The organism is Mesorhizobium sp. M0772 (assembly GCF_040320135.1).
GTDB lineage: Bacteria > Pseudomonadota > Alphaproteobacteria > Rhizobiales > Rhizobiaceae > Mesorhizobium.
Window position 1 is genome coordinate 1 of the sequence record NZ_JAMYPB010000014.1, and the last position, 26,585, is coordinate 26,585.

Below are 26,585 nucleotides of genomic sequence, written 5' to 3' on the forward strand. Positions count from 1 at the left end.
CCTGGTTACTTTTTGAAAATCTCACTCATCAAACCAAACCATCGGTAGCCCCCCAAAGGCAGGGCGGTGCGCGGCAAAGGCGGAAGGGCGTGTTTTGGGGTCCACGTCAACCCCAATGGCGGCGCCATCGCGCTTGGTCATCCCTTGGGCATGTCGGGCGCGCGCATTGCAGGCACGGCTGCGCTGGAGCTTCGCGAGCGCGGCGCCCGCTATGCGCTCGCCACCATGTGCATCGGCGTCGGCCAGGGCATCGCAGTGGCGCTCGAACGGGTTTGAGATCGCACTGCCCTTAATAGGGCAAACCGACATAGTTCTCCGCCAGCGCGGTCGACGCCGCCTGCGAATGCACGAGATAGTCGAGCTCGGCTTCCTGGATGCGCTGGCCGAACTCGCCCGTATCGGGAAAGCGGTGCAGCATCGTCGTCATCCACCAGGAGAAGCGCACCGCCTTCCACACCCGAGCCAGCGCTTTGGCTGAATAGGCGTCAAGCCCGGCCTGCGATTTGTCCAGATAGAATTCGCGAAGTCCGGCAAAGAGATAGCGCACGTCGCTGGCAGCGAGGTTGAGCCCTTTGGCGCCGGTCGGGGGCACGATATGGGCGGCGTCGCCGACCAGGAACAGCCGGCCGAAGCGCATCGGCTCGGCAACGAAGGAGCGCAGCGGCGCGATCGACTTTTCGAAGGACGGCCCGGTAACAACGGCGGCGGCAGTCTGCTCGGGCAGGCGACGGCGCAACTCATCCCAGAAGCGGTCGTCGCTCCAGGCCTCGACGCTCTCATCAACCGGAACCTGCACATAGTAGCGGCTGCGATGTGTCGAGCGCATCGAGCACAGCGCAAAGCCCCGCTCATGGTTGGCGTAGACCAGTTCGTGATCGGCCGGCGGCACTTCGGCCAGCACGCCGAGCCAGCCGAAGGGATAGGTCCGCTCGAAGGTTTTCAGCGCCCGCTCAGGCACCGATTTGCGGCTGACGCCGTGATAGCCATCGCAGCCGGCGATGAAGTCGCAGTCGATGCGATGGCCGACGCCGTCCTTGCTATAGGTGACGTAAGGCGCTTCGCCATCGAAACCATGCAGCGCGACGTTGGCCGCCTCATAGACGGTGGTCAGCCCGACCGCCTCGCGCTTGTCCATCAGATCGTGCGTCACTTCGGTCTGGCCATAGACGGTGACATGCTTTCCCCCAGTCAGTGCCGTGAGGTCGAGCCGGTGCAGGCCGCCGCCGAAGGCAAGCGAGATGCCGGCATGCAGCAGGCCCTCGGCATGCAGCCTTGCAGCTGCGCCCGCCTCTTCGAGCAACTCGACGGTGCCTTGTTCGAGCACCCCTGCCCGCACCCGGCCAAGCACATGCTCCCGGCTCGAACGTTCGAGGATCACCGTCTCGACGCCAATGGTGCCGAGAAGCTGGCCAAGCAGCAGCCCGGACGGTCCGGAGCCGACAATGACAATCCGGGTGCGCATCAGTGTCCCAGGCTTTCGATCTGTCCGGCGAGTTCGGCGGCGAGCCGTAGCGCAGCCGCGGTCGCAACCGCCATCTGCGGCAAGAGCAGCCATTCCAGCGTCCAGGCAGCACCGGAGCGCTCCTGCTCATGCACCAGCGCCTGATGCATGCCGGAAAGCTGGGTGGCGTTGAAGCGCGCCAGCGTCACCAGCACTTCCGCCTTCACCGGGTTCTGCTTGTGCGGCATGGCCGACGAGCCGCCGCCGCCGGACAGCTTGATGTCGGTTCTATCTTGAGCCATCAGCGCAATGTCCTGGCCGAACTTGCCGAGGCTGCCGGTGATGAGCGATAGCAGCCCGGCGAATTCGGCCAGCGCATCCCGCTGGCTGTGCCATTGCGGCGCGTCGCCAAGGCCGAGCTTTGCGGCAAGGGCCGCGCGCACGGCAGGTCCTTTGTCGCCCAGCTTCTCCAGCGTGCCGGCGGCGCCGCCAAACTGCACCACGAGCAGACGCTTGGATTGCTCCGACAGTCTCTGCTGATGCCGTTGCAGCGGCGTGCGCCACACCGCCACGCGGTCCGACGCCTGAATTGGGATCGCCGGCTGCATGCGCGTCATCGCTGTCAATGCACGGCTGCCAAAACGTTCTTCCAGCCCCACCAGCCGCAGAATGTTTTCAGTCAGCAGCAGGTCGAGATGTTCAATGAGCCGGCGCAGCCGAAGCACCAGGCCAGTGTCGATGACGTCCTGGCTGGTTGCGCCGAAATGCACGCCGGCGTCGTGCGGCGCCCCGACCGCTGCCTTCAACTGGCGCACCAGTTCGGGCACGATCACGCCATCCTTCGCCACACCGGCCCGCAGCCGCGCGGTGTCCGGCTTGTATGACAACAGGACAGGTACAATCGCCGCGGCGGCATCCGTGCCGATAGTCCCGCTTTCGGCTTCCGCTTGCGCCAGCGCGCGCTCGAAATCGAGCATGGCGGCGATTTCCGCATCCACCGAAAAATGCCGAGCCGCCTCCTCGTCGCCGAGCAGGCCGGAGAGCAGCGGATGGTCGAAGGGCGATACGGTCATGTCATTGGTTTCCTGACCGTCAGCTGTCGAAGAAGACCGTTTCCTTCTCCCCCTGGAGATGGACGTCGAAAATATAGTTGTCGCCTTGCCGCTCGGCGATCAGCGTCGGCACGCGCACCTTGTGCTCGATGCGGGCCAGGATCGGATCCTCGGCATTGGCCTTGGCCTCGTCGGAGAAATAGAGCCGCGTGTGGAGGCCGATATTGATGCCGCGGGCGACGATCCACAGGCTGATATGCGGCGCCATCAGCCGGCCGTCGCCATACGGCACGCGTCCCGGCTTGATCGTCTGAAAACTGCACAGGCCGGTTTCCATGTCGGTCGGCTGACGGCCCCAGCCCTGAAAATCCGGATCGGCATCGCCGCGCAATTCGGCCGGCGAATTGTAGAAGCCATTGGCATCCGCTTGCCAGATTTCGATCAAGGCATCCCTGAGCGGCGTGCCGGTGCCGTCGAGCACGCGGATGCGCAAACCGATGCGCTCGCCCTTGGTCTTGTCGTTGAGCATCGTCGCGCCGAGGTCTGTCGGATAGACGCCGCCGATACCACCGAAATTCGGCGTCAGCCCGATATGCACGTAGGGCCCGGCGGTCTGCGACGGGCTCTCCTTCAGCCGGGTCAGCGATTGCGCCATCAATTGCCCTCCGGCCGGTTTTCGAACAGCGCGGCGCGGCGCCCGCGCAGCACGATGTCGAACTTGTAGGCGCGCGCGTCGAACGGGATCGTCGCCTGCATGTCGAGCGCCGCGACCAGCGTCTCAACGGCCGCCTTGTCACGGATACCGCGCACGATCGGGCACCGCCAGATCAGCGGGTCGCCCTCGAAATACATCTGCGTGATCAGCCGCTGTGCGAAGCCGTGGCCGAACACCGAGAAATGGATGTGCGATGGCCGCCAGTCATTGGGCCCGTTCGGCCAGGGATAGGGACCGGGCTTCACCGTGCGAAAGGCATAGCCGCCATCGGCATCGGTGATGGTGCGGCCGCAGCCGCCGAAATTCGGATCGAGCGGCGCGAGATAGCCGTCCTTCTTGTGGCGGTAACGGCCGCCTGAATTGGCCTGCCAGAATTCGAGCAGCGCGCCGGAGACGCCCTGGCCGCGCTCGTCGAGCACGCGGCCATAGACGATGATACGCTCGCCGATTGCGCTCTCGCCGGGCTTGGCGAAGTTGTGGATCAGGTCATTGTCGAGTTCGCCGAGCATGGCGTGGCCGAACACCGGACCGGTGATTTCGGACGCCGTGTTGTCGAAGGCCAGCAGCGCCTTTTGCGGCGAGCGCAACACCGACGTCTTGTAGTCGGGCGTCAGCGCCGGCGGATGCCAGCCACGGTCGCGCTGGAAGAAGGCTCCGCTCTCGGGCCTGCGGTTCGAGCCGGCATCAGCTGGCATGGCCAGCCCTGCTTCCGTCCATTTCCGAAAACACCTCCTTGGCGATCCTGAAGGCGCGGTTGGCGGCCGGCACGCCGGCATAGATCGCGACATGCAGGAACGCTTCGCAGATATCGTCGCGCGACGCACCGGTGTTGGCGGTGGCGCGCACATGCATGGCGACCTCTTCATCATGGCCAAGGGCGGCCAGCAGTGCCAGCGTCACGATCGAGCGTTCGCGCCTGCTGAAGCCCGGACGCGCCCACACAGTGCCCCAGGCTGCCTCGGTGATCAGCTCCTGGAACGGCCGGTCGAAATCGGTGACGGCATCCTCGCTGCGATCAACATGCCGGTCGCCGAGCACCGAGCGCCTGACGGTCAGCCCGGTCTGATATCTGGTTTCGTTTTTGGGCAGTTCATCCATGGGTCTGCTTTCTCAGGGGAAGCGCCGCGACGAAATCGCGGATCAGGGTGGTCAGCGCCTTGGGCTGTTCGACGCAAGGGATGTGCGCGGCGTCACGAATGATTTCGAAATGTGCGCCTGGGATCAGATCGGCCAGCCAGCGGACGAGATCCGGCGGCGTCGAGCCGTCCTGGTCGCCAACGACGCAAAGCGTGGGTACCGCGATCCCCTGCGCGGCCTCGGTGAAATCGGCATCGCGCACCGCGGCGCAGGTGCCGACATAGCCGGCGACGGCTTGCCGGGTCATCATGTTCCAGTAGCCGTCGAGCTCGGCGACACGGTCCGCGTGGAAGGCAGGCGTAAACCACATTTTGAGCACGGCATCGGCGATGGCCTGGATACCTTTGCTTTCGACCGTTTCGATGCGGGTGTTCCAGCTGTCGGCCGTGCCGATCTTGTGGGCGGTGTCGCACAGGATGAGGCCGTCGACGATTTCGGGGCGCCGGGCATAAAACCCTTGCGCAATCAGGCCGCCCACCGACAGGCCGCACAGCACCGCATTGTTCAGTTCGAAATGATCGATCAGGCCCGACAGATCATCGACATGCTCGTCGATCGAGCTGACGCCACCAATGTCGGACAGGCCATGGCCGCGCTTGTCGTAGACCAACACAGGCATTTCGCCACCCAGTTCGGACAACACCTCGTCCCAGACGCGGAAGTCGGTGCCCAGCGAATTGATGAACACGATCGGCCGCGCATTTCCCTTCGCCTTGATATGGCGATGGTGCAGCGTGATGCCGCCAATGTTGACGAATGGCACGATTTCGATCCTCCGTGTTCACATTGCACAAGGCATTTGGTTTGGTAAAATGATATTTTACGCCGTTTCATTAACTGCTAGGTTATGAGAACATGTCCGAAAGCCGCATAAGGTTCCGTCACCTGCAGGCATTCCTTGAGGTAGCGCGGCAAGGCAGCGTGGCGAGGGCGGCCGACTTTCTCCATGTCAGCCCACCGGCCGTGACCAAGACGTTGCGCGAATTGGAGGAGGCGCTTGGCATCGCTGTCGTCGAACGCGACGGCCGCGGCATCAGGGTGACACGGCTTGGCGAAATCTTTCTCGGCCATGCCGGCACGGCGATCACGGCACTGAAGCGCGGCGTCGATTCCGTCCGCCAGGACGGCGCCATCAACCGGCATCCGATCCGCATCGGCGCGCTCCCGACAGTGTCGGCCAAGGTGATGCCACGCGCCATAAGCCTGTTCCTGAGTGAAAATACCGGTGCTGCGATCAAGATCGTCACCGGCGAGAACGCGGTCCTGCTGGAACAGTTGCGCGTCGGTGCGCTCGATCTCGTCGTCGGCCGGCTTGCGGCGCCGGAAAACATGACCGGCTTCTTCTTCGAGCATCTCTATTCCGAACCGGTGCTGTTCGTGGTGAGGGCCGGCCATCCGCTGCTGCAGCCGGGCCAGGACATCTTCGCCCGGCTCGATGAATTCCCGGTGCTGATGCCGACGCGGGAGTCGGTCATCCGCCCCTTCGTCGACCGCCTGTTCATCACCAACGGCATGACGGCGCCTGCGACCGAGATCGAGACCGTCTCGGATTCCTTCGGCCGTGCCTTCCTGCGCCAAAGCAATGCGGTCTGGATCATATCGACAGGCGTCGTCGCCAACGAACTCTCCAGCGGCGCCTTCGTCGCCTTGCCCGTCAACACCGAGGAAACCAAAGGGCCGGTCGGCCTGACGATGCGGACCGACACTGCGCCTTCGCCGGCCTTCACCATCCTGCTGCAGACCATTCGCGAGGCGGCCAGCCAGAACGCCTGAGCACCTTTCGCCAATCTGGCGCAGAGCGGGCCTTCAGCCGTATTTCCATAACCTGTTGGTTAAAGAAACACCGCAAAATATCATTTTACCAAACCAAACACCTAGGGCACTGTGACGATGGGAGGATCGAAATCGTGCCGTTATCGGCATTGGCGGCGTTCCGCTGCCGCCTCAAGGCCTGCCGGGGCGATCTCCGATCTTAAGAACGGGCGGCATCGATTTTGAGCAGGCCGGCGGTGACCTCCAGGTGCCGTCAGGAAAGGGAGGAATACCAGCATGACCTCAAGCAAATCCGGCGTCTCGCGGCGCCAGTTCATCGCCACATCGCTCGCCGGCGGCGCGGCACTTGCGCTCAGCCGCGGCCAGGCATTCGCGCAGGCCGCCGACACGCTGAAGGTCGGCTTTGTCAGCCCGCGCACCGGGCCGCTCGCCGGCTTCGGCCAGACCGACGGCTATGTGCTCGATCTCGCCCGCAAGGCGCTCGCCAACGGCCTCGACATCGGCGGCAAGAAATACAGTGTCGAGATCATCGACCAGGACACGCAATCCGACCCGTCGCGCGCCGGCCAGCTCGCCAAGGACCTCATCAACAACCAGGCCGTCGACCTGATGCTGGCGGTGTCGACGCCGGAGGTGATCAACCCGGTCGCCGACGCCTGCGAAGCCGCCGGCGTGCCTTGCCTCTCCACCGTCATGCCGTGGGAGGCCTGGTATTTCGGCCGCGGCGCCAAGCCCGGCGAACCCTCGCCGTTCAAATGGACCTATCATTTCGGCTTCGGCGTCGACGAGTTCTTCCGGACCTACATCTCGCAATGGAACCTGATCGAGACCAACAAGAAGGTCGGCGTCATGTATCCCAACGACGCAGACGGCAATGCCATCCGCACCCATCTGGCGCCGTTGCTGGCAAAGCAGGGTTTCACCATCGTCGATCCCGGCGCCTACGAGACCGGCACCACCGACTATTCCTCGCAGATCGCGCTGTTCAAGCAGGAAGGCGTCGAGATCTTCAACTCCTTCCCGATCCCGCCGGACTTCGCCGCCTTCTGGCGTCAGGCTGCACAGCAAGGCCTGATCAAGCAGATCAAGATCTGCCAGGTCGCCAAGACCGGATTGTTCCCGTCCGACATCGAGGCGCTGGGCGATCTCGGCAACAAGATTTCGAGCGCCGCTTACTGGCACAAGGCCTTTCCCTACAAGTCGCCGCTGACCGGCGTTTCGGGAATCGAACTGGCCGACGGTTATGAGGCCGCCAGCGGCAAGCAGTGGACGCAGCAGCTCGGCGCCTCGATGTCGCTGCTCGACGCCGGCTTCGAGGCGCTGAAGGCAAGCACCGACGCCAAGGACAAGGCGGCCGTCGCCAAGGCGCTGAGCGCGCTCAACACCGAGACCATGATCGGCAAGGTCGACTTCACCAGCGGCCCGGTCGCCAATGTCTCTCCCGGCCCGATCATCGGCACCCAATGGGTGGCGGCCAAGGAAGGCGGCAAATTCCCGCTCGACTACGTCGTGACCGAGAACGCCACCGACCCGAAGGTTCCGGTCGAGGCCAAGCTCCAGCCGTATAACGGCTGACGGACGGCTACGGGGATCGCATCGTGAACGGTTCAGCAAACGCCGCGATCCTCCGCGCTGCCGGCATCCAGAAACGCTTCGGCGCGCTGGTGGTGCTCGACGATGTCGACTTCGCCATGAATGCCGATGAGGCCGTCGGCATCGTCGGCCCGAACGGCGCCGGCAAGACGACGCTGCTCAGCATCTTATCAGGCGCCTTCCCGCCGAGCGCCGGCACGGTCGCCTTCAAGGGTGGCGATGTGACCGCGATGCCGGCTACAGCGCGCTGTCGTCTCGGCCTGGTGCGCACGCACCAGGTGCCCAAGCCGTTCGGCGGCATGACCACGTTCGAGAACGTTTTTGTTGCCGCGTCGCATGGCGCCGGTCTCGCCCGCGACGAGGCCTATGAAGAGGCGCTGGAGTCGCTGAAACTGTGCGGCATGATGGGCGTGGCCAACCGGCGCGCCGAAACGCTCGGCCTGCTCGACCGCAAGCGGCTGGAACTTGCCCGCGCGCTCGCGGCAAGGCCTACGCTGCTTCTGCTCGACGAGATCGGCGGCGGACTGACCGATGGCGAGGCGAGCGAACTTGTCGATACCATCAAGGAATTGCGCCGCCGCAAGATCGGCATCGTCTGGATCGAGCACATCGTCCACATCCTGCTGCAGGTGGCAGAGCGGCTGATCTGCATGGATGCCGGCAAGATCATCGCCGACGGCGAGCCGCAAGCGGTGATGGCTGACCCCGAAGTCGTGCGGGCCTATCTCGGCGGAGGCCCGAAATGAGCCTGCTCGCAATCGACAATCTGGTCGTCCGCCACGGCCTGTTGCAGGCGGTGCGCGGTGTGAGCTTTACGATCGAGCGCGGCGAAACGCTGGCGCTGGTCGGCGCCAACGGCGCCGGCAAGACGACGCTGCTGCGGGCGATCGCCGGCGCGCACCAGCCGACGGCCGGCCGCGTGCTGCTGAATGGCGCCGATATCACCGGCGTTCCCTCGCACAAGCGGGTCGGCATGGGCGTCGCGCTGGTGCCGGAAGGACGAAAGCTGTTCGTGCAGATGACGGTCGAGGAGAACCTTCTGCTCGGCAAGACCGCCGGCCGGCCCGGCGACTGGAGCGTGGAAAGGGTGCTCGACACGTTCCCCAATCTGAAGCCGCGCCGCCACGCCAAGACCGGGCATCTCTCCGGTGGCGAGCAGCAGGCCACCGCCATCGGCCGCGCGTTGATGAGCAATCCGGAGCTGCTGCTGCTCGACGAGGTCTCGCTCGGCCTGTCGCCGCTGGTGGTCGATCGCGTCTACGCTTCGCTGCAAGGGCTGATCAGCTCCGGCACGACGATCATCCTGGTCGAACAGGACCTCAATCGCGCGCTCTCGGTCTCGGACAAGGTCATCTGCATGCTCGAAGGACGCGTCGCGCTGGAAGGCCCGAGCAAGGGCATGTCCCGCGATGAAGTGACGAAAGCCTATTTCGGCCTGCACAGAAAAAGCGCCGGGAGTGTGCCGGCATGAGCAACCAGATCGTCCAGGGCATCCTGCTCGGCGGCTACTACGCGCTGATCGCCTGCGGCCTCTCCTTCATGTTTTCGGTGATGCGCATCATCAACCTCGCGCATGGCAGCCTGGCCGTGTTTTCCGCCTACGCGCTGTGGTGGCTCGCCTCGCAACTCCATATCTCGCCCTTCGTCGGCCTGCTCATCGTGCTGCCGCTGATGGCGGCCATCGGCTGGGCGCTGCAGCGCTTCCTGCTCGAGCGCAGCGCCCGCGGAGGCGCGCTGCTGCCGATCCTGACCACGTTCGGCCTCGCCATCGTCATCGACAATGCGCTGTTCGAGCAGTTCGGCGCCGACACACGTTCGCTGGCGCCCTATATCGGCAGCCTCTCCTACGATTCCTGGGAATGGCCGGGCAGCATCTATGTCGGCAAGCTTGCCGTGATCATGTTCGCCGCCGCCGTCATATTGCTTGGCGGACTGCAGCTGTTCCTCACCCGCACGTGGCTTGGCCGCTCGATCCGCGCCACGTCGGAAGATCCCGACACGGCCGGTCTCGTCGGCGTCGATGCGCGCCGCGCCAACGCCCTCGCGGCCGCCATCGCCATGGTCACGGTCGGTCTTGCCGGTGCCTTCCTCGGCATGCGCGCCACCTTCGATCCCTATACCGGCGCACCTCAATTGCTGTTCGCTTTCGAGGCGGCGGTGATCGGCGGCGCCGGTTCGCTATGGGGCACGCTGGTCGGCGGCATCGTTCTGGCGCTCGCCCAGACGCTCGGCGCGCAGATCCATCCGCAAGGTTTTCTGATCGGCGGCCATGTCGCCTTCCTGATCGTGTTGTTCATCCGGCTCTCCACCTCCGGCCTCGGCCTGCGCGGCCTGCTGCGCCTGCCCGCGAGGAAAGCATCATGAGCTCGGTTTTAAACGCCCCCGTTATCGAGCGCGGCACAGCTGCTTCGCGCATCTCGGCGATTGCGGTTGTCGTCATCATCGCGCTGCTCGCTGTTGCGCCGCATTTCCTGTCGGCCGGCGCCGTCGACCGCATGACCGCCTTGTTCATCTATGTGATCCTGGCGGCGATGTGGAATGCGCTGGCCGGCTTCGGCGGGCTGGTTTCGGTGGGACAGCAAGTGTTCTTCGGCCTCGGCGCCTATTTCACCATCCGCCTGGCCGATGCAGGCCTCAACCCGTTCGCTTCTCTGTTTGTCTCGGCGATCATTGTCGGCGCGATCTCCTGGCCAATGTCGCTGTTCATGCTGAAGCTGAAGAACGGCGAGTTCGCCATCGGCATGTGGGTGATCGCGGCGCTCACCCATCTCCTGGTCAATCTCGACCGGCTGGTGCAAGGCGAGACCGGGACGTCGCTGATCTCGCTCAACGTCTATGACGCCGGCGTCAGGCGGGCGACGATCTACTGGCTGGCGCTGGCCGCGATGACGGCGCTCCTTGCCATCCTGTTTAGCCTGCTGCGCGGCAGCACGGGTGCGGCCATCCGCGCCATCAGGGACAATGAGGAGGCCGCGGCATCGGTCGGCGTGCGCGTCACCGGAACCAAGCGGCTGCTCTTCGTGCTCGCCGCCTTCGGCATCGGCATGGCCGGCGCGCTGTGGTTGGCCACGTCGATCACCTTCCAGCCGAAAACCTACTTCAACGTCCAGTGGACCGCCTACATGATCTTCATGGTGCTGGTCGGCGGCATCGGCACCTTCGAGGGCGCCATTCTGGGTGCGCTGCTGTTCTTCCTCATCGAGACCTGGTTCGGCGGCACCGGCGTCTGGTATCTGATCGGCCTCGGCGCCACGGCGGTGCTGTTCTCGCTGTTCCTGCCGCGCGGCGTGTGGGGAACGCTGGAGGAGCGCTTTGGCCTGCGCCTGCTACCGGTCGGCTACCGGGTCAGGCTGCCGGCAAACGCCGGCGATAGTGACGCGGCGCCTTCGCCGCAACCAGGCCGCAACGCATAGTGAAAAGGCGTGACCATGCTGTTCGGCAAGACCATCCTCATCACCGGTGTCGCCTCTGGTATCGGCGCTCGCACGGCCGAACTTGCCGGCCAACTGGGCGCTGACGTGATCGGCGTCGATATGCGTGAACCGGCAGCATCGGCCGGCAGTTTCGTCAAGGCTGACATCTCATCCAAGGCCGGCGTCGACGATCTCCTCGGGCGCCTGCCGCAGCGCATCGATGCGCTCTGCAATGTCGCCGGCCTCCCCGGCAACACCGGTGCGGTGTCGACACTGGCCGTCAACTTCTACGGCCTGCGCGCGCTCTCGGAAGGCCTCGCACCAAGACTTCGTGAAGGCGGCACCGTAGTCAACGTCGCCTCGATCGCCGGCTATGGCTGGCGCGCCAATCTCAACCGCGCGGCATCGATGGTCGGCATCGAAGGCTTTCCCGATGTGGCGAAGATGATCGCCGACCATCAGGTGAAGAACGAGGAAGGCTATCCCGTTTCCAAGGAGCTGCTGCTGTTGTGGACGCAGCGCGCCGCACATCAGGACCTGTTCAGGAGCCGCGGCATCCGCGTCAATGCAGTGAGCCCCGGCCCGGTCGAGACGCCGATCCTCAAACAGTTCCGCAATGTGCTGGGTGACGCCCGCGTCGACAGCGACATCGCCAGGGTCGGGCGCGCCGGAACCTCGGGCGACATCGCGCCTGTTGTGCTGTTCCTGTGCTCGGACGGCGCACGCTGGGTCAACGGCGCCAATGTGCCGGTTGACGGTGGGCTTGAAGCATCGATCAATGCCGAGGTGCTCGGCTTCTAGACCATGATCCCGAAAAGTGGGAGCCGGTGTTCGGATCAGATCGTGGTCGATAATAGATAGAAAAGACGCTCCACGGCGAGCGAGGGAGAGAACAATGGACATCGGACTTCTGATCGACGGCGACAAAAGGAATGCCTCCGGCTCAGCCTCTTACGAGCGCATGGACCCGTTCACCGGCAAGCTGGCGACCCGCGCTGCCGCAGCCAGCATCGCCGACGCCAATGCCGCGGTCGAAGCCGCTGCTGCCGCTTTCAAGACGTGGTCGAAGACCGGTCCGGGCGAGCGCCGCGCTTTGCTGTCCAAGGCGGCCGATGTCATGGACTCCAAGGTCGGCGAATTCACCAAGTTGATGATGGAAGAAACCGGCGCGACCGGCCCCTGGGCCGGCTTCAACGTCATGCTCGCCGCCAAAATGCTGCGCGAGGCAGCCGCCATGACGACGCAGATTTCGGGCGAAGTCATTCCCTCCGACAAGCCCGGCACGCTGGCCATGGCGATCCGCCAGCCGGCCGGCGTCTGCCTCGGCATCGCGCCGTGGAATGCACCGGTCATCCTCGGAAGCCGTGCCATCGCCATGCCGATCGCCTGCGGCAACACGGTTGTGCTGAAAGCTTCGGAAATGTGCCCAGGCACACACCGGCTGATCGGGCAGGTGCTCGTCGAGGCCGGCCTGCCCAAGGGCGTCATCAATGTCGTCACCAATGATCCCAAGGACGCAGCGACAATCGTCGAGGCACTGGTCGCGCACCCCGCCGTAAGGCGTGTCAACTTCACCGGCTCGACCAAGGTCGGCAGGATCATTGCCGAACTCGCCGGCCGTCACTTGAAGCCGGCGCTGCTCGAACTCGGCGGCAAGGCGCCGCTGGTCGTGCTCGACGATGCCGACATCGACGCCGCGGTTAATGCCGCGACCTTCGGCGCCTACATGCATCAGGGCCAGATCTGCATGTCGACCGAGCGTCTGGTCGTCGATGAAAAGGTCGCCGACGAATTCGTCGCAAAGCTCGCCGCCCGCGCCGCGCAGCTGCCTGCCGGCGACCCGCGCGGCCATGTCGTGCTCGGTTCGCTGATCAGCGACCAAGCCGCCGACAAGATGGAAGAACTGGTTGCCGACGCCGTCGCCAAGGGCGCCAGGCTTGTGGCCGGCGGCAAGCGCACCGGAACCGTGGTCGAGGCGACATTGCTCGACCACGTGACGCCAGCGATGCGCGTCTATTCGGAAGAATCCTTCGGCCCGGTCAAGCCGGTGATCCGCGTCAAGGGCGAGGACGAAGCGGTATGTGTCGCCAACGATACCGAATACGGCCTGTCTTCAGCCGTGTTCAGCCGCGACATCCGCCGTGCCATGGCGGTTGCCGCGCGCATCGAAGCCGGTATCTGCCACATCAACGGCCCGACCGTCGGCGACGAGGCGCAAATGCCGTTCGGCGGCGTCAAGGGTTCAGGCTACGGCCGCTTCGGCGGCAAGGCCTCGATTGCCGAGTTCACCGACCTGCGCTGGCTGACCATCGAGGATCCGGGGCAGCACTATCCGTTTTGACTCCACCTTCTCTCACAGGGGAGAAGGAAAGGAGCCCTCAGGGCCGTTGCCTGGCGAGCCAACGGATTCCCGCATCAAAACCCGGCAAGGCTCGAGCCACGCGATCGGCGGCCCCTCCCGGAGTTGTAAATCGTTTAATCGTGGGTATTTTACCCCTCAAGCACATGCCGCCGGACGGCGGCAAGCGGTTTTGGGGACTACCACAAGTGCAAAGCAAAATACGCGATACGGATCGCGCCGGGGAGGAATCGTTATGCCAAACAAGGCCCTGCCGCTGGTCATCAGCGCGCCGGAACCACGCACGCTCGACCTGATCTTCACCTCACCGCAGCTGGCGCGCCTCAAAGCGCATTACCGCGTCGTCGAGACGACGGCCGAGGGCGTGGCGAACTTGCCCGCCGACGTGCTTGCCGAAGCCCGCTATATTATCGGCCAGCCGCCGATCTCGCCCGAGACCTTGGACCGGATGCAGGCGCTGCGTTGCGTCTTCAATGTCGAGACCAACCTCATCAACAACATGCCCTATGAGACGCTGTTTGCGCGCGGCATCCATGTCGTCACCACCGGCCTCGTCTTCGCCGAGCCGGTGGCCGAGCTTGGCCTCGCCATGGCGCTCAACCTCGCCCGCAACATCGTCGATGCTGACCTCGCCTTCCGCAAAGGCGAGGAGCTGTGGGGCGGTGACGGCAATTTGACGGCGCGGCTTCTGTCCGGCGCCGATGTCGGCATCATCGGCTTCGGCGATCTCGGCCGTGCGCTCAACCGACTGCTGTCGGGTTTTCGCACCCGCACCAAGGTCTTCGACCCTTGGCTGCCGCCGTCGATCCTGATCGACAATGGCGTCGAGCCGGCCTCGCTGGCCGAGGTGCTGACATCAAGCGATTTCGTCTTCGTCGTCGCTTCGGTGACCTCGGAGAACCAGGGTTTCCTCGGCGCTGAGGCCTTTGCAAGTATGCGCAAGGGCGCCGCCTTCATCCTGCTCAGCCGCGCCGGCGTCGTCGACTTCCCTGCCCTGATGGCGGCGGTGAAAAGCGGCCACATCGTCGCCGCCAGCGATGTCTTCCCTGAAGAACCGCTGGCGCAGGACCATCCGGTCCGTGCGATCCCCGGCTTCCTGCGCTCCGCCCACCGCGCCGGTGCGCTTGACATCGCCTTCAAGCGCATGGGCGACATGGTTCTGGAAGACATGGACCTGATCGACCGTGGCCTGCCGCCGCTGCGCTCCAAGCGCGCCGAGCGCGAGACCGTGTCAAGGATGCGTTCGAAGCCGGCGGACAGGAACTAGTTATCGCGATAAATCCGTCTGAAATGGATTTCGGAGTTGGCCAAGCCGCGTTGTCATCGTCGCTCAGGATGACCGCAAGCGCGGGAACCTTTGCACGGCGATACCCCGCCAGGCCTGGCCGGCGGGGTATTGATTTGCGGATGACGTAAAAATCTGCGTGCTATCCGGCAGCAACGCCGGCTGCCGAGCGATTGGCCAGCACCAGCCCGACCTCGCCGACAACCTGATCGACGCGCTTCAGGATGGGTTCGGCCCGCAGCACGCCGTCGGAAAAGTCCTTGTCCGTGGCATAGACCCCTGTCGGCAGCGTCAGCGCCTCGAAGAAGCCGAACAGCGGCCGCAACTGGTGCTCGACGATCAACGCGTGGCGATCGTTACCGCCGGTGGCAAGCAGCACCACCGGCTTGCCGCGCAAGGAAGCGGGATCGAACAGATCGAAGAAGTGCTTGAACAGGCCGGTGTAGCTGCCCTTGTAGGTCGGCGACCCCACCACCAGCACATCGGCATTGACGACGCTGTCGAAGATTGCCCGCGCCTGACCGTCGAGATCGCGCGCCCATTTGGCAGCGCCGAGCGACGGGCCGAGGTCTTCGATGTCATAGGTGCTCGCCGACAGGCCATGCTGGCGCGCAATATCCCTGACAACCTGGTCGACAAAACCACGCGTCTTGGACGGCCTGGTGAAATTGCCGGAAAACCCGACGACGGTTGGATTGGGCATATTTCTCTCACCTCTCGCGGCGGGGTTTCATACCGCATATTTACAGGCTTGCGCCTGCCGCAAGAAGCAAGGATAGGCCCTCCAGCGCCATTGCCGGGGATTTTTTTTCCGTTTGCCCGCTCGTCTCAGGCCGCGAGAAGCCGGCCATAGGATTCCAGATAGAAGCCGGTTGACCTGGCGCAGGTCCGCACCGCCTCCCTGGCAGCAACCATTTCCTGCCAGCGTAGCAGGCGCTCGCATTCGGCCGGCATGGCAAAGCCCAGATATTTCTCAAGCACGCACAGCTGTTCGAACCAGGGATAGAAGGCGACGTCGGCGGCGCTGAATTCCGAGCCCAGCAAAAACCGTTCGTCCGCCCCTCGCCTCGCAAAGGCATGCTGTTCCACAAAGCGCAGGGCGTCGGCAAGCTGGGCCTTGATCCGCTCATGAACCATAGCGTCGGAACTGTGCATCATGGTTGCCGTCCTGGCGTAAAGCTGCGTGTCGGCGAAGCTGATCCAGATGCGCGCCTCAGCGCGGGCATGAGCATCCCTGGGGAAAATCGGCCGTTCGGGGAATGCATCATCGAGATATTCGCAGATGATCGCCGACTCCCTGACATATTGCCCCTGATGGCGCAGCAGCGGCACCTTTCCCGTCGGCGTGAGTTTCAGGAACCACGCCGGCTTGTTGCGCAGATCGATTTCGATTTCCGTCGCCTGCAGGCCTTTCTCGGCAAGGGCGAGCCTGACACGGTGCGCATAGGGACAAAGCTGCGCGACAAAAAGCTCGATTGGCGGCATGAATAACTCCTGAGTTTCGTTATCGCCGACAAGCGGCCTGTCGGGCATAGCTAGGTCCAGTAAGGCCGGCGCGCTATTCGACAGCGTCTGGATTGATTTATCGATCGTCTGTTTCTGGAGCGAAGCGTGGATCTCCTGGCTACCCTCATGCGCGAATTGCACTTCGCAGCCGCCGGGTACCGGCGCCTCGAACTGGCCGCGCCCTGGGCGATCTCGTTCAGCCAGGCTGGACTTCGCGGCATTCACGTCGTCATCAAGGGGCGATGCGAGGCGGTGTTCGGTGAGGAAGATGTCGAGCCTCTCGATGCCGGCGACCTGATCATTGCACCGCGCGCCGATCCGCATGTGCTGCGGTCGCCCGGCGCGCTCAAAAGCGCGAACGTCCCCGCCGCCGAACTGGCGACCCAAACCGCAGCCGGGCGTATTCGCAGCGGCGGCGAAGGCGAAAAGACCGTCATCCTGTGCGGCGCCTTCGCCTTTCGCGACGCCGACCATCCGGCACTTGCCGGCCTGCCGCGCATCGTTCACATCCGGGGATCGAATGGCCGTCTGCCCAAATGGCTGCGTGGCTATGTCGAGGCCTTGTTGGTGGAAGCGACCGACGAAGGTCCCGGCAGCGACGTAGTCATGGCTCGCCTGTCTGGGGCCATCGTCACGCGCGCCTTGCGCTCCGGTCTGGAAAGCATGGACAATCCAGGTTGGCTGAGGGGATTGCAGGACCCCGCGCTCGCCCGCGCGCGCGCGACCCTGCATGAAGCCTATGGCCACGACTGGACGATCGAGACCCTGGCACGCGCGGTCGGGCTCTCCAGGGCAACCTTTGCCGCCCGCTTTCGCGATCTCGTCGGCGAAGCGCCCATGGCCTATCTCTTCGGCTGCCGCATGCGGCAGGCCAGCCGGCTGCTGCACGAGGGCAAGAGCCTGGGCCAAGTCGCCGAGGCGGTCGGCTACAGCTCGGAAGCCGCCTTCTCCACCGCCTTCAGGCGCCACGCCGGCGTCTCGCCCGGCCAATTCAGGAAACGGAAGGATCTGTAAGGCAGAGCGATATTGGCGGCGGCCGCGCCTCGCGGTAGGACTTTGCCAGCACTATGTCTGATCATATCCCGACGCGGTTCGCCGCCGCTTTGCCCAGGAGATGCTTCGTGCCCAAAGGTTCTGACCTGCTTGTTGCCGCCCTCGAGAATGAGGGCGTCGATCGCATCTTCGGCATTCCCGGCGAAGAAAACCTGGACGTCGTCGAATCCATCCGCAAATCGTCGATCCAGCTGATTTTGACCCGCCATGAGCAGGCAGCCGCCTTTATGGCCGCCACCCATGGCAGGCTCACCGGCAAGCCAGGTGTGTGCATCACCACGCTGGGACCCGGCGCCCTGAACCTGACGACGGGTGCCGCCTATGCGCTGCTCGGCGCCATGCCGATGATCATGATCACCGGGCAGAAGGGCATCCGCTCGTCGCGCCAGGCCCGCTTCCAGATCGTCGACATCGTCGCCGCGATGAAGCCGTTGACCAAGCTGTCACGTCAGATCATCTCGGCGAAGACCATTCCCGCCGTGGTGCGCGAAGCGTTTCGGATTGCCGAGGAGGAGCGTCCGGGGCCGGTGCATCTGGAACTGCCCGAAGACATCGCGGCCGAGGAGTGCGACGATGTCGCGTTGATCCCGCCGCATCCGGTCGAGCTTCCGCTGGCCAGCCCGCTGGCGCTCGACCGTGCCGCTGAGATGATCATCAAGGCGCAGCGTCCGCTGGCGATGCTGGGCGCCGCCGCGTCGCGGCCGCGCTCGACCTCCGACCTCGCCCAGTTCGTTATCAGAACCGGCATCCCCTATTTCACCACGCAGATGGGCAAGGGCACGGTGCCTGGCGGAACCGAGCTCTATATGGGCACCGCCGCGCTGTCCGAGCGCGACTATGTCCATGAGGCGATAGAGCAGGCCGACCTCATCATCACCATCGGCCACGACACGATCGAGAAGCCGCCCTTCATTATGCGCGACAAGGGACCGAAGGTGATCCATGTCGGCTACCAGCCGGCCAATGTCGAGCAGGTCTATTTCCCGCAGACCGAAGTGATCGGCGACATCGGCGCTTCGCTCAGGCTGCTTGCCGACCGGATCGAGGGCAAGATCCCCAACGCGCAGGCGCTACTGCCGCTGCGCGAAGGGATTTTGAGCCGCATTGCCGCCCGCGCCACCGAAGACCGTTTCACGCCGCAGCGTCTGGTGCATGACGTGCGCGCGGTGATGCCGGCCGATGGCATCCTGGCGCTCGACAACGGCATGTACAAGATCTGGTTTGCGCGCAACTACCGCACGCGCGTCGCCAACACTTTGCTGCTCGACAACGCCCTGGCCACGATGGGCGCCGGCCTGCCGTCGGCGATGACGGCCGCGATGCTCTATCCCGCACGCCGCGTCATGGCGATCTGCGGCGATGGCGGCTTCATGATGAACAGCCAGGAACTGGAAACCGCCGTCAGGCTGAAGCTCAATTTGGTCGTGCTGATCATCGAGGACAATGCTTTCGGTATGATCCGCTGGAAGCAGGCGGTCGACCAGTTCCCCGATTTCGGCATGACCTTCGGCAATCCCGATTTCGTCCGCTATGCCGAGGCCTATGGCGCCAAGGGAACCAGGGTCGGCGCCGTCTCAGAAATACAATCGACGCTTGAACAGGCCTTTGCCGGCGGTGGCGTCCATCTCGTCGTCGTTCCGATCGACTATTCGGAGAACGAGCGCGTGCTGGTCGAGGAACTGCGCCACCGGTTGCCGGCGCCACCGGAGGCCTGACGGTGGAGTAGATACCGCCGCAGCAGCGCTCAGGCGGCCCGGACCTTGGCGCTCCCACGCGCCCAGGCCGGCAGCCAGTCGCCATGTGTCGCCAGCAACTCATCGACCAGCGCCCAGATCTGGTCGAGATCGAGTTCGGCGGCCGTATGCGGATCCATCATCGCCGCGTGGTAGATGTGCTCGCGGTTTTCGGTCATCAGCGCCTGCACCGTCAATTCCTGCACATTGATGTTGGTGCGTATCAACGCGGTGAGTTGCGGCGGCAGCTCGCCAATATAGGTCGGCTGGATGCCGGAGCCGTCGACCAGGCACGGCACCTCGGCGGCGCAATTGTCCGGCAGCGAGGTGATGCAGCCATTGTTGCGGACATTGCCGTAGATCACCGAAGGCTCCCCGGTCCACACCGAGTTCATGATCGAGGACGCGTATTCCTTCGATTGCTCGACCTCGATGCGGTCGGCCGAGCGATAGGCCTCGGCCTGGCCCTTCCAGCGCTCGATCTGTTCGATGCAGCGCTTGGGATATTCGTCGAGCGGAATGCCGAACTTGTCGATCAGGTCGGGGCGGCCTTCCTTGATGAAATAGGGCGTGTATTCGGCGAAATGCTCGGAGCTTTCGGTGACGAAATAGCCGAGCCGCGTGAGCATCTCGTAGCGCACCTTGTTGGGGCAGCGCGGGTTCCAGCCCGGCTTCGGCGCCCTGCCTTCGCGATAGGCGCGGACCAGGTCCGGATAGAGGTTGCGGTAAGAGCCATCCGGCTGCCGGTGCTCGAACTTCAGGTAGAAGGCCATGTGGTTGATGCCGGCCGAGCGGTAGCGTATCTCGTCGTAGGGAATGTCGAGATCGTGCGCCAGTTCCATCGCCGTGCCCTGCACCGAGTGGCAGAGGCCTACCTGTTTGATCTCAGGGTATTTCTCTGAGATCGCCCAGGTGTTGATCGCCATCGGGTTGACATATTGCAGCATGATCGCGTCGGGGCAGACGGCCAGCATGTCCTCGCAGATCTTCCACAGATGCGGCACGGTCCGGAGGCCGCGCATGATGCCGCCGACGCCGAGCGTGTCGGCAATGGTCTGGCGCAGGCCGTATTTCTTCGGCACCTCGAAATCGGTGACGGTGCAGGGCTCAAAGCCGCCGATCTGGAAGGCGACGACCACGAAGTCGGCACCGGCGAGCGCCTTGCGCTGGTCGGAATAGGTCTCGGCCTTCGCCTTCACGCCCAGCGTCGCGATCAGCTTGTTGACGACGATGGCGCTCTCTTCCAGCCGCTGCGGATTGATGTCCATCAGCGCGATCGTCGCGCCTGACAGCGATGGGCGCTGCAGCACGTCGCCGACAATGTTCTTCATGAACACGGTCGAACCCGCGCCAATGAAGGTGATCCTGGGATGTCTTGCCACTATTAAACCTCCGGCACTTTGCTACGCCACGTCGAAGGCGGCCCTGACGAGCCGTTCGGTGTAGGCGGTCTTGGGATGGGTGAGGACCTCGTCGACAGTCCCCTGTTCGACGATCTTGCCGTTCTGCATGACGATGACGCGATGGCAGAGCGCGCGCACGACCTTGAGGTCGTGGGAAATGAAGAGATAGCTAAGGCCGCGTTCGTCCTGCAGCTTGCGCAACAGGTCGATGATCTGCGCCTGCACCGAGAGGTCGAGCGCCGATGTCGGTTCGTCGAGCAGGATGAATTCGGGCTCCAGTGCGATGGCTCGGGCAATGGCGATGCGCTGCCGCTGGCCGCCGGAAAATTCGTGCGGGAACCGTGACAGGATATCGCCGGGCATGCCGGCGCTGACCAGGGCGTCGCGCACCCGATCGACCCGCTCGCGCCGTGTCGCGCCGATCCTGTTGACGACCAGCCCTTCCTCGATGATCTGGCCGATCGTCATACGCGGGTTGAGCGACGAGAACGGATCCTGAAAAACGACCTGCATGCGCGAGCGCAGCGGCCGCATCTCGGCGCGCGACAGGCCGTGGATCGGCTGGCCGTCGAAGCTGACCTCGCCGCGCTTGGCCTCGGTGAGCTTGAGCAAGGCGAGACCGAAGGTGGTCTTGCCGGAGCCGGATTCGCCGACCAGCCCCAGTGTCTCGTGGCGGCAAAGCTTCAGGCCGAGATCGTCGACGGCGACCAGCTCGCGCCAGTCCGGCTTCAGGAAGCTGCCATGGCGCAGCATGAAGCAGACGCGCATATTGCGGGCCTCGAGGATGGTGCCGCTGTTTTCCGGCAGCGGCTGCGGCTTGCCGTGCGGCTCTGAAGCGAGCAGCCGCTTGGTATAGGCATGCTGCGGGTCGGCGAACAGCCGCTCGGTAACGTTGTGCTCGCACATCTCGCCATGCTGCATGACATAGACATAGTCCGAGAATTTCCGCACCACGGTGAGGTCGTGGGTGATCAGGATGACCGCCATCCTGAGTTCTTTTTGCAGATTGCGGATCAAATTGAGGATCTGCGCCTGGACCGTGACGTCGAGCGCTGTCGTTGGCTCGTCGGCGATCAGCACATCGGGGTCGTTGGCGAGCGCCATGGCGATCATCACGCGCTGGCGCTGCCCGCCCGACATCTGGTGCGGATACTGCTTGATGCGTGCTTCCGGCTCGGGGATCTGGACATGCCGCAAAAGCTCGAGCGCCCGCGCCCAGGCTTCCTTGCGGCTGACCTTTCGATGCACCCTGATCGCCTCGACGATCTGGCTGCCGACCGTATAGATCGGGTTGAGCGAACTCATCGGCTCCTGAAAGATCATCGAGATGCGATTGCCGCGCAACTTGCGCCGGGCGCTCTCGGGGAATTTCAGTATGTCCTGCCCGCAATAATCGATGGTCGATTTCGGCGACACGGTGGCCCGCTTCGACAAGAGCCCCATGACAGCGCGCGCCGTCACCGACTTGCCGGAACCGGACTCGCCGACGATGGCGATCGTCTCGCCGCGATAGAGCTGGAACGAGACATCCTTCACCGCGTCGACGACGCCGTGCTCGACCTTGAAGGCGACCTCGATGTTGCGGGCATCGATGATGGGTTGGTCGTGGCGGCCGGCATGGTCGAGCCGGACGGCTGGTGCGAAGGTGGCTGCGAGCGCTACGGTCATCCCGGCCACCTCAATAGGGATCGACGGCATCGCGCAGGCCGTCGCCCAGCGCGTTGAAGGCAAAGACGGTGATCAGCACGAAGCCGACCGGCGACAGGATCCACGGATAGGTGCCGATGACCGAATAGGTAGCCGTGTCCTGCAGCATCAGCCCCCATGAGATCAGCGGCGGTTTCACGGCGAAGCCGAGGAAGCCGAGAAAGGCTTCGAGCAGCACCACCGTCGGGATGGCGATCGTCACGGCGACGATGACGTGGCTCATCACATTGGGAAAAATGTGCTGCATGATGATACGCATGTCGGTGGCGCCAACCGCCATGGCAGCGCGCACATAGTCGATCCGCGCCAGCGCCAGCGTCTTGCCGCGCACCTCGCGCGACATCTGCGCCCAGCCCAGCGCCGACATGACGATGATGACAAAGGCGAGGAAAACGTTGGTCGGCGCGGTCACCGGGATCAGCGTCGTCAGCGCAAGATAGAGCGGCAATTGCGGGAAGGCGAGCACCAACTCGACGAAGCGCTGCATCCAGACGTCGAAGCGGCCGCCGAAATAGCCCGAGACCATGCCGACCGTGGTGCCGATGACGGTGATGATGAACACCACCGTCAGCGCTATCATCAGCGAGACGCGCGAGCCCTGGATGGCGCGCGACAGCACATCCCGGCCGAATTTGTCGGTGCCGAGAAAATGCACCGGCTGGCCGTCGGCCGAAGCGAAGAAATGCCGGTTCGCGGGGATCAGTCCAAGCAGCCGGTAGTCGGCGCCCTTGACGAAGAAGCCGAGCAGGCGCGGATGCTCGTAATCCGGCCCGACGACCGGCTGGAAGGTGACCGGGTCGAGGTCTGCAGAATCCGCCAGCGCATAGACCCGCGGCTGGAGTACGAAATTCCCGTCTCTGTCGTGAAAACTCATCACTTGCGGCGGGGCGAAAGCGACATCGGTTACCTTGGGGTCCATCGGCGCGAAGAAATCGGCGAACAGCGCCATCAGCACCAGAAGCACGACCAGGATCAGCCCGGCCATGCCGGTCCAGGAGCGCCTCAGCCGGCGCCAGACCAGCGCCATATAGCTCTCATTGCCGCGCGGGGTCGCAATCGCGGTTGCTTCAGCCGGTGGCGGCGGCGGGGATGGATCGCGCGCCAGCATCTAGCTCTCCCTGAACTGGCGCACGCGCGGATCGAGCAGCGCGAGCAGCATGTCGGCGATGATGTTGCCGACGATCAGCGTTGCCGACAGCACCATCATGAAGGTCGCCGTGACATAGACGTCGCCGACCGCCATCGAGCCGACAATGGCCGGCCCGACCGTCGGCAGCGCAAAGATGATCGCCGTCTCGATCTCGCCAGTCAGCATGTAGGGCAGCACCACGCCCTGATACATGATGAGCGGGTGCAGCGCGTTGGGCACGGCATGGCGCATGACGACGGCGCTGCCGGTCAGGCCCTTGGCCTTGGCCGTCTCGACATATTGCGCGTTCAGCGTATCGAGCAGATTGCCGCGCATGACGCGCATATTGTAGGCGAGCCCGCCGAAGGTGGCGATCGCCACCACCGGCCAGACATGCTTGACGAGGTCGGCGAATTTCGCCCACGACCACGGCGCGCCGCCATATTGCGGCGAGAAGAAGCTGCCGATCTCCGACACGTTGAACTGGAAGACCAGGAGATAGACGATGATCAGCGCCATCAGGAAGCGCGGCACCGTCATGCCGAGGAAGGAGATGGCCGACAGCGCCGAGTCGATCCAGGTGTATTGCCTGGTCGCCGCCCAGATGCCGAAGGTGATGCCGAGCACCGACGCCAGCAGATGGCAGACCAACGCCAGCAGCAGCGTGCGCGGCAGCCGCTCGCCGACCACGGCGGCGACCGGCTTGTTGTAATAGAGGCTGTAGCCGAAATCGCCGCGGGTGATGATGCCGGCGACCCAGTTCAGGTACTGGACGGGCAGCGGTTTATCGAGGCCGTGCTCGACCCGATAGGCCTGCGCCTGCGCGTCGGCTTCGGCAAAAGACGCCCCGCCCTGGTTGATGAGCTGCGAACGGATATAGTCGGCATAGTCGCCCGGCGGCGCCTGGATGATGGCAAAGGTGACCAGGCTCAGGATGACCATGACCGGCACCGCCGATGCTATGCGCATGGCCAGGAATCGCAGCATCGGACCGTTTTTCCTCCTTGGATCTAATCTGTTGCCGCTGACCTTACTCCGTCCCGGCCGCGCGCGCAGCGCGGCCGGGCGTCAGCCAGGGGAGGAAACTCAGTTCGTCGGACCCTTGTCGCCGGGCTTGCCGGGAAGCTGGTCGGGAAAGAGTTCGTATTTCTGCTGCTTGTCGGCGGCGACGAAGACGCGTTCGCGCACGATCGAATCCTCGGCCCAGTTGAACATGAAGATCGGCGTTCCCTGCGGGATGTTGGAGAAGCGCTTGTTGATGATCAGGGCGCCGGGATATTCGGTCAGTCCGATATTGTAGACATGCTCCGTCGAGATCTTCTGGAACGTCTTCATCAGGCTGGCGCGCTCGTCATTGTCTGACGAGGAGACGAACTTGTTGACGATGTCGACAAGCTCCTTTTCGAACGGCATCAGGTCGACCACGCCGCTTTCGGGCGCGCGGTGATCCCAGCTGGTCTTGGGTCCGACGGGCGCGAGTTGCACGGTATTCTGCACGACGGAAGTCAGCTCCTGCTCGTTGCGCCTGATCAGCCAGTCGAAGCGGCCGGAATATTGCGAGGCATCACGCTGGGTGCCGTTGAGGCCGTTGAGCACGACCCTGATGCCAAGCTTTTCCATCTGGCCGACGACGCCTTCGGCGAGGCTCTTGTCAGTGCCGTAGTCATTGTTGACCAGCATCACGATCTCGACATTCTTGCCGCCGGCGGTCCCGGCCGGGAAGTTCACGAAGCCGTCGCCATCCGTATCCTTGAGACCAGCCTTGGCCAGTTCCGCCTTGGCGCCCTCGATGTCGAAGGGATAGTAGACGGTCGAGTTGCGGTCATAGAAGCTGGTGCCCGAGGAAAAGCCACCGGGGTAGATGGCGGTGAACGGCCCCTTGACCAGCGAGTCGCCGAGCGCCTTGCGGTCGAGCGCCATGGTGATGCCCTTGCGGAAGTCCTCATTGCGGTTGAGCTCGCGGATCGCCTGGCCGCGTTCGTCGGGATTGCCCCAGCCATTGGCGGAAAAATTCATGCGCAGATTGTAGCCGATCAGGCGCGGGCCAAAGGCGAGCCGGGCCGGCGCGTCCTTGTCCGCCGCTCGCTTCAGCGAAGCGACGAAATTCTCCGGCTGCTCGAGGTTGGAGAAGTCGGCGGCCCCTGCCACCGCCTGCACGTCGCGGTCGGCCCAGGTCGACAGCTTGTAGTGCAGTTCGTTGAGATAGGGCAGCTGGTTGCCCTTCTCGTCGACCTTCCAGTAGTAGGGATTGCGGCGCAAGACGATGATGTCGTCGGGCCTATACTCCACCGGCACCCAGGCGCCCATCACCGGAATGTTCATATATTCCGGCGGGAACGCGTTCTTGAACTGCTCGTAGGTATTCTTCGAGTACTTCGGATGCTGCGGCTTGAGGATATGCGCTGGGCCGGGGCAGAAGGTGCCATAGGCCATGGCGTAGAGATACTGTTTGGGGAAAGCGTCCTTGAAGGTCCACTCGACGGTGTAGTCGTCGACCTTCTTCAGCGTCGTGCCGACACCGAAGGTTTCCGCTGTGGCGCCGTTCAACGGCGAGACATTGGGGTCGACGACCTCATCGTCCCAGTAGAACATGACATCGTCGGCATTGAAGGCAACGCCGTCAGACCATTTGGCGCCTTCGACCAGGTGCATGGTCAGCGTGTGGCCATCCTTCGACCAGTCCCAGCTCCTGGCGAGGTTGGGCAGCGGCTCGGTGTCCTTGGCCTCGACCTGGAACAAAGGCGCGGTGCGCGTCAGGCATTCCGAAAGGCCGATGTCGATGCCGCCCCATCCTTGGGTCTGGCCGGCGCCATAATTCCAGCCTTCCGGCCGGCCGCCAATGACGTGGCGCATGGTGTCGCCATAAACGCCGATGCCGTCCGGCATGTTGCCGGTCTTGAACACCAGCGGCTCCTTCGGCAGGCGATCCTTGACCGGCGGCAGCTTGCCAGTCTTGACGTATTTCTCGGTGACCCACTCGGGCTCGTGATATTCGGGCAGCGCCTTGAACTCCAGGATGGAATCGCGGGCGACGTATTTGATCTTGCCCTCGGCGGGAAACGCCGCCGGCGCCGGCGGCGTGGTCGGCTCGGACGCGTATGCACTGCCAAGCGCCGATGCCGAGACGCTCAGCGCCAGCCCGACGAGAATGCCAATTCTTCGCCCGGCGAGAATGCCAATTCTTCGACCGGCGAGAATGCCAATTCCACGAAAGTTCCTCATTGTGTTCCTCCCAGATGTTTCGACGTCTGCTGCTGCCGCATCTATTCATGACGGCTGATTGGCG

At 64.0% G+C, this 26,585-nt stretch carries 24 protein-coding genes and 1 pseudogene; 12 read left to right on the top strand and 13 right to left on the bottom strand.

Features of this window, described 5'->3' with window-relative positions:
• Positions 1-96: 96 nt before the first annotated feature.
• Positions 97-276: pseudogene (locus NKI06_RS12150) on the top strand (3-oxoadipyl-CoA thiolase); the annotation flags it as partial.
• Positions 277-289: 13 nt separating this feature from the next.
• Here NKI06_RS12150 and pobA read toward each other — a convergent pair.
• From pobA to pcaD, 6 genes are read right to left on the bottom strand one after another with little or no spacing between them, the layout of a single operon-like run.
• Positions 290-1,462, bottom strand: coding sequence for a 4-hydroxybenzoate 3-monooxygenase (pobA, locus tag NKI06_RS12155; protein WP_352985449.1), 1,173 nt, complete (start codon positions 1,460-1,462; stop codon positions 290-292).
• A complete protein-coding gene (locus tag NKI06_RS12160) occupies positions 1,462-2,514 on the bottom strand; it encodes a 3-carboxy-cis,cis-muconate cycloisomerase (RefSeq protein ID WP_023685270.1) in 1,053 nt (350 codons plus the stop codon). Before NKI06_RS12160 ends, pobA begins: the two co-directional genes overlap by 1 nt.
• A 19-nt stretch (positions 2,515-2,533) precedes the next feature.
• On the bottom strand, positions 2,534-3,148 hold the full coding sequence (pcaG, locus tag NKI06_RS12165) for a protocatechuate 3,4-dioxygenase subunit alpha (RefSeq protein WP_023685271.1): 615 nt from the start codon (positions 3,146-3,148) through the stop codon (positions 2,534-2,536).
• Entirely contained in the window at positions 3,148-3,903 is a 756-nt protein-coding gene (gene pcaH, locus NKI06_RS12170; RefSeq protein ID WP_023685272.1) for a protocatechuate 3,4-dioxygenase subunit beta, read from the bottom strand. Before pcaH ends, pcaG begins: the two co-directional genes overlap by 1 nt.
• Positions 3,893-4,306 carry a 4-carboxymuconolactone decarboxylase gene (gene pcaC / locus NKI06_RS12175; protein WP_352985453.1) on the bottom strand — a complete coding sequence of 138 codons (414 nt, stop codon included), beginning with the start codon at positions 4,304-4,306 and terminating at the stop codon, positions 3,893-3,895. The genes pcaH and pcaC overlap by 11 nt, the downstream gene beginning before the upstream one ends.
• Complete coding sequence (gene pcaD, locus NKI06_RS12180) at positions 4,299-5,108, bottom strand: 3-oxoadipate enol-lactonase (RefSeq protein WP_023687922.1); 810 nt, start codon at positions 5,106-5,108, stop codon at positions 4,299-4,301. Before pcaD ends, pcaC begins: the two co-directional genes overlap by 8 nt.
• 92 nt (positions 5,109-5,200) lie before the next feature.
• On the opposite strand from pcaD, the gene pcaQ reads away from it, so the two are divergent.
• The 9 genes from pcaQ (at position 5,201) to NKI06_RS12225 (ending at position 14,750) form a co-directional block, all read left to right on the top strand.
• Positions 5,201-6,118, top strand: a complete 918-nt coding sequence (gene pcaQ, locus NKI06_RS12185) for a pca operon transcription factor PcaQ (protein ID WP_023685275.1) — start codon at positions 5,201-5,203, stop codon at positions 6,116-6,118.
• A gap of 276 nt (positions 6,119-6,394) precedes the next feature.
• Positions 6,395-7,693: an ABC transporter substrate-binding protein gene (locus NKI06_RS12190; protein WP_023815843.1), complete on the top strand. Its 1,299-nt coding sequence runs from the start codon at positions 6,395-6,397 to the stop codon at positions 7,691-7,693.
• An 89-nt stretch (positions 7,694-7,782) separates the two neighbouring features.
• Positions 7,783-8,457 carry an ABC transporter ATP-binding protein gene (locus tag NKI06_RS12195; protein ID WP_502898761.1) on the top strand — a complete coding sequence of 225 codons (675 nt, stop codon included), beginning with the start codon at positions 7,783-7,785 and terminating at the stop codon, positions 8,455-8,457.
• A complete protein-coding gene (locus NKI06_RS12200; protein ID WP_352985457.1) occupies positions 8,454-9,182 on the top strand; it encodes an ABC transporter ATP-binding protein in 729 nt (242 codons plus the stop codon). Before NKI06_RS12195 ends, NKI06_RS12200 begins: the two co-directional genes overlap by 4 nt.
• Positions 9,179-10,075, top strand: a complete 897-nt coding sequence (locus NKI06_RS12205) for a branched-chain amino acid ABC transporter permease (RefSeq protein ID WP_352985459.1) — start codon at positions 9,179-9,181, stop codon at positions 10,073-10,075. The genes NKI06_RS12200 and NKI06_RS12205 overlap by 4 nt, the downstream gene beginning before the upstream one ends.
• The gene (locus NKI06_RS12210) at positions 10,072-11,124 is read left to right on the top strand and encodes a branched-chain amino acid ABC transporter permease (RefSeq protein ID WP_352985461.1); all 1,053 of its coding nucleotides are present in this window, start codon (positions 10,072-10,074) and stop codon (positions 11,122-11,124) included. The genes NKI06_RS12205 and NKI06_RS12210 overlap by 4 nt, the downstream gene beginning before the upstream one ends.
• A 15-nt stretch (positions 11,125-11,139) precedes the next feature.
• Complete coding sequence (locus NKI06_RS12215) at positions 11,140-11,925, top strand: coniferyl-alcohol dehydrogenase (protein WP_023714837.1); 786 nt, start codon at positions 11,140-11,142, stop codon at positions 11,923-11,925.
• A 94-nt stretch (positions 11,926-12,019) separates the two neighbouring features.
• Positions 12,020-13,465 (top strand): aldehyde dehydrogenase, encoded by a 1,446-nt coding sequence (locus NKI06_RS12220; protein ID WP_352985463.1) that lies wholly within the window; start codon positions 12,020-12,022, stop codon positions 13,463-13,465.
• A 253-nt stretch (positions 13,466-13,718) separates the two neighbouring features.
• Positions 13,719-14,750: a hydroxyacid dehydrogenase gene (locus NKI06_RS12225; protein ID WP_023668143.1), complete on the top strand. Its 1,032-nt coding sequence runs from the start codon at positions 13,719-13,721 to the stop codon at positions 14,748-14,750.
• 160 nt (positions 14,751-14,910) lie between these two features.
• On the opposite strand, the gene msuE is transcribed toward NKI06_RS12225, so the two are convergent.
• Positions 14,911-15,471, bottom strand: a complete 561-nt coding sequence (gene msuE, locus NKI06_RS12230; RefSeq protein WP_023687920.1) for an FMN reductase — start codon at positions 15,469-15,471, stop codon at positions 14,911-14,913.
• Between the two features lie 125 nt (positions 15,472-15,596).
• Positions 15,597-16,301: a glutathione S-transferase family protein gene (locus NKI06_RS12235; protein WP_081725367.1), complete on the bottom strand. Its 705-nt coding sequence runs from the start codon at positions 16,299-16,301 to the stop codon at positions 15,597-15,599.
• 99 nt (positions 16,302-16,400) lie between these two features.
• Here NKI06_RS12235 and NKI06_RS12240 point away from each other — a divergent pair, with 99 nt between their 5' ends.
• Positions 16,401-17,288, top strand: a complete 888-nt coding sequence (locus NKI06_RS12240; protein ID WP_352985466.1) for an AraC family transcriptional regulator — start codon at positions 16,401-16,403, stop codon at positions 17,286-17,288.
• A 107-nt stretch (positions 17,289-17,395) separates the two neighbouring features.
• On the top strand, positions 17,396-19,042 hold the full coding sequence (locus NKI06_RS12245; protein WP_352985468.1) for an acetolactate synthase large subunit: 1,647 nt from the start codon (positions 17,396-17,398) through the stop codon (positions 19,040-19,042).
• Between the two features lie 29 nt (positions 19,043-19,071).
• Here the strand turns inward: NKI06_RS12245 and NKI06_RS12250 are convergent, their stop codons facing one another.
• The 5 genes from NKI06_RS12250 to NKI06_RS12270 all read right to left on the bottom strand — a co-directional run bounded on the left by NKI06_RS12250 (position 19,072) and on the right by NKI06_RS12270 (position 26,521).
• Positions 19,072-20,442 carry an alpha-glucosidase/alpha-galactosidase gene (locus NKI06_RS12250; RefSeq protein ID WP_023704664.1) on the bottom strand — a complete coding sequence of 457 codons (1,371 nt, stop codon included), beginning with the start codon at positions 20,440-20,442 and terminating at the stop codon, positions 19,072-19,074.
• A gap of 21 nt (positions 20,443-20,463) precedes the next feature.
• Positions 20,464-22,131 carry an ABC transporter ATP-binding protein gene (locus tag NKI06_RS12255; RefSeq protein ID WP_352985469.1) on the bottom strand — a complete coding sequence of 556 codons (1,668 nt, stop codon included), beginning with the start codon at positions 22,129-22,131 and terminating at the stop codon, positions 20,464-20,466.
• A 10-nt stretch (positions 22,132-22,141) separates the two neighbouring features.
• A complete protein-coding gene (locus NKI06_RS12260) occupies positions 22,142-23,278 on the bottom strand; it encodes an ABC transporter permease (RefSeq protein ID WP_023687914.1) in 1,137 nt (378 codons plus the stop codon).
• A complete protein-coding gene (locus NKI06_RS12265; protein WP_023696253.1) occupies positions 23,279-24,286 on the bottom strand; it encodes an ABC transporter permease in 1,008 nt (335 codons plus the stop codon).
• Between the two features lie 99 nt (positions 24,287-24,385).
• Positions 24,386-26,521, bottom strand: coding sequence for an ABC transporter substrate-binding protein (locus NKI06_RS12270; protein ID WP_352985472.1), 2,136 nt, complete (start codon positions 26,519-26,521; stop codon positions 24,386-24,388).
• Positions 26,522-26,585: the final 64 nt, after the last annotated feature.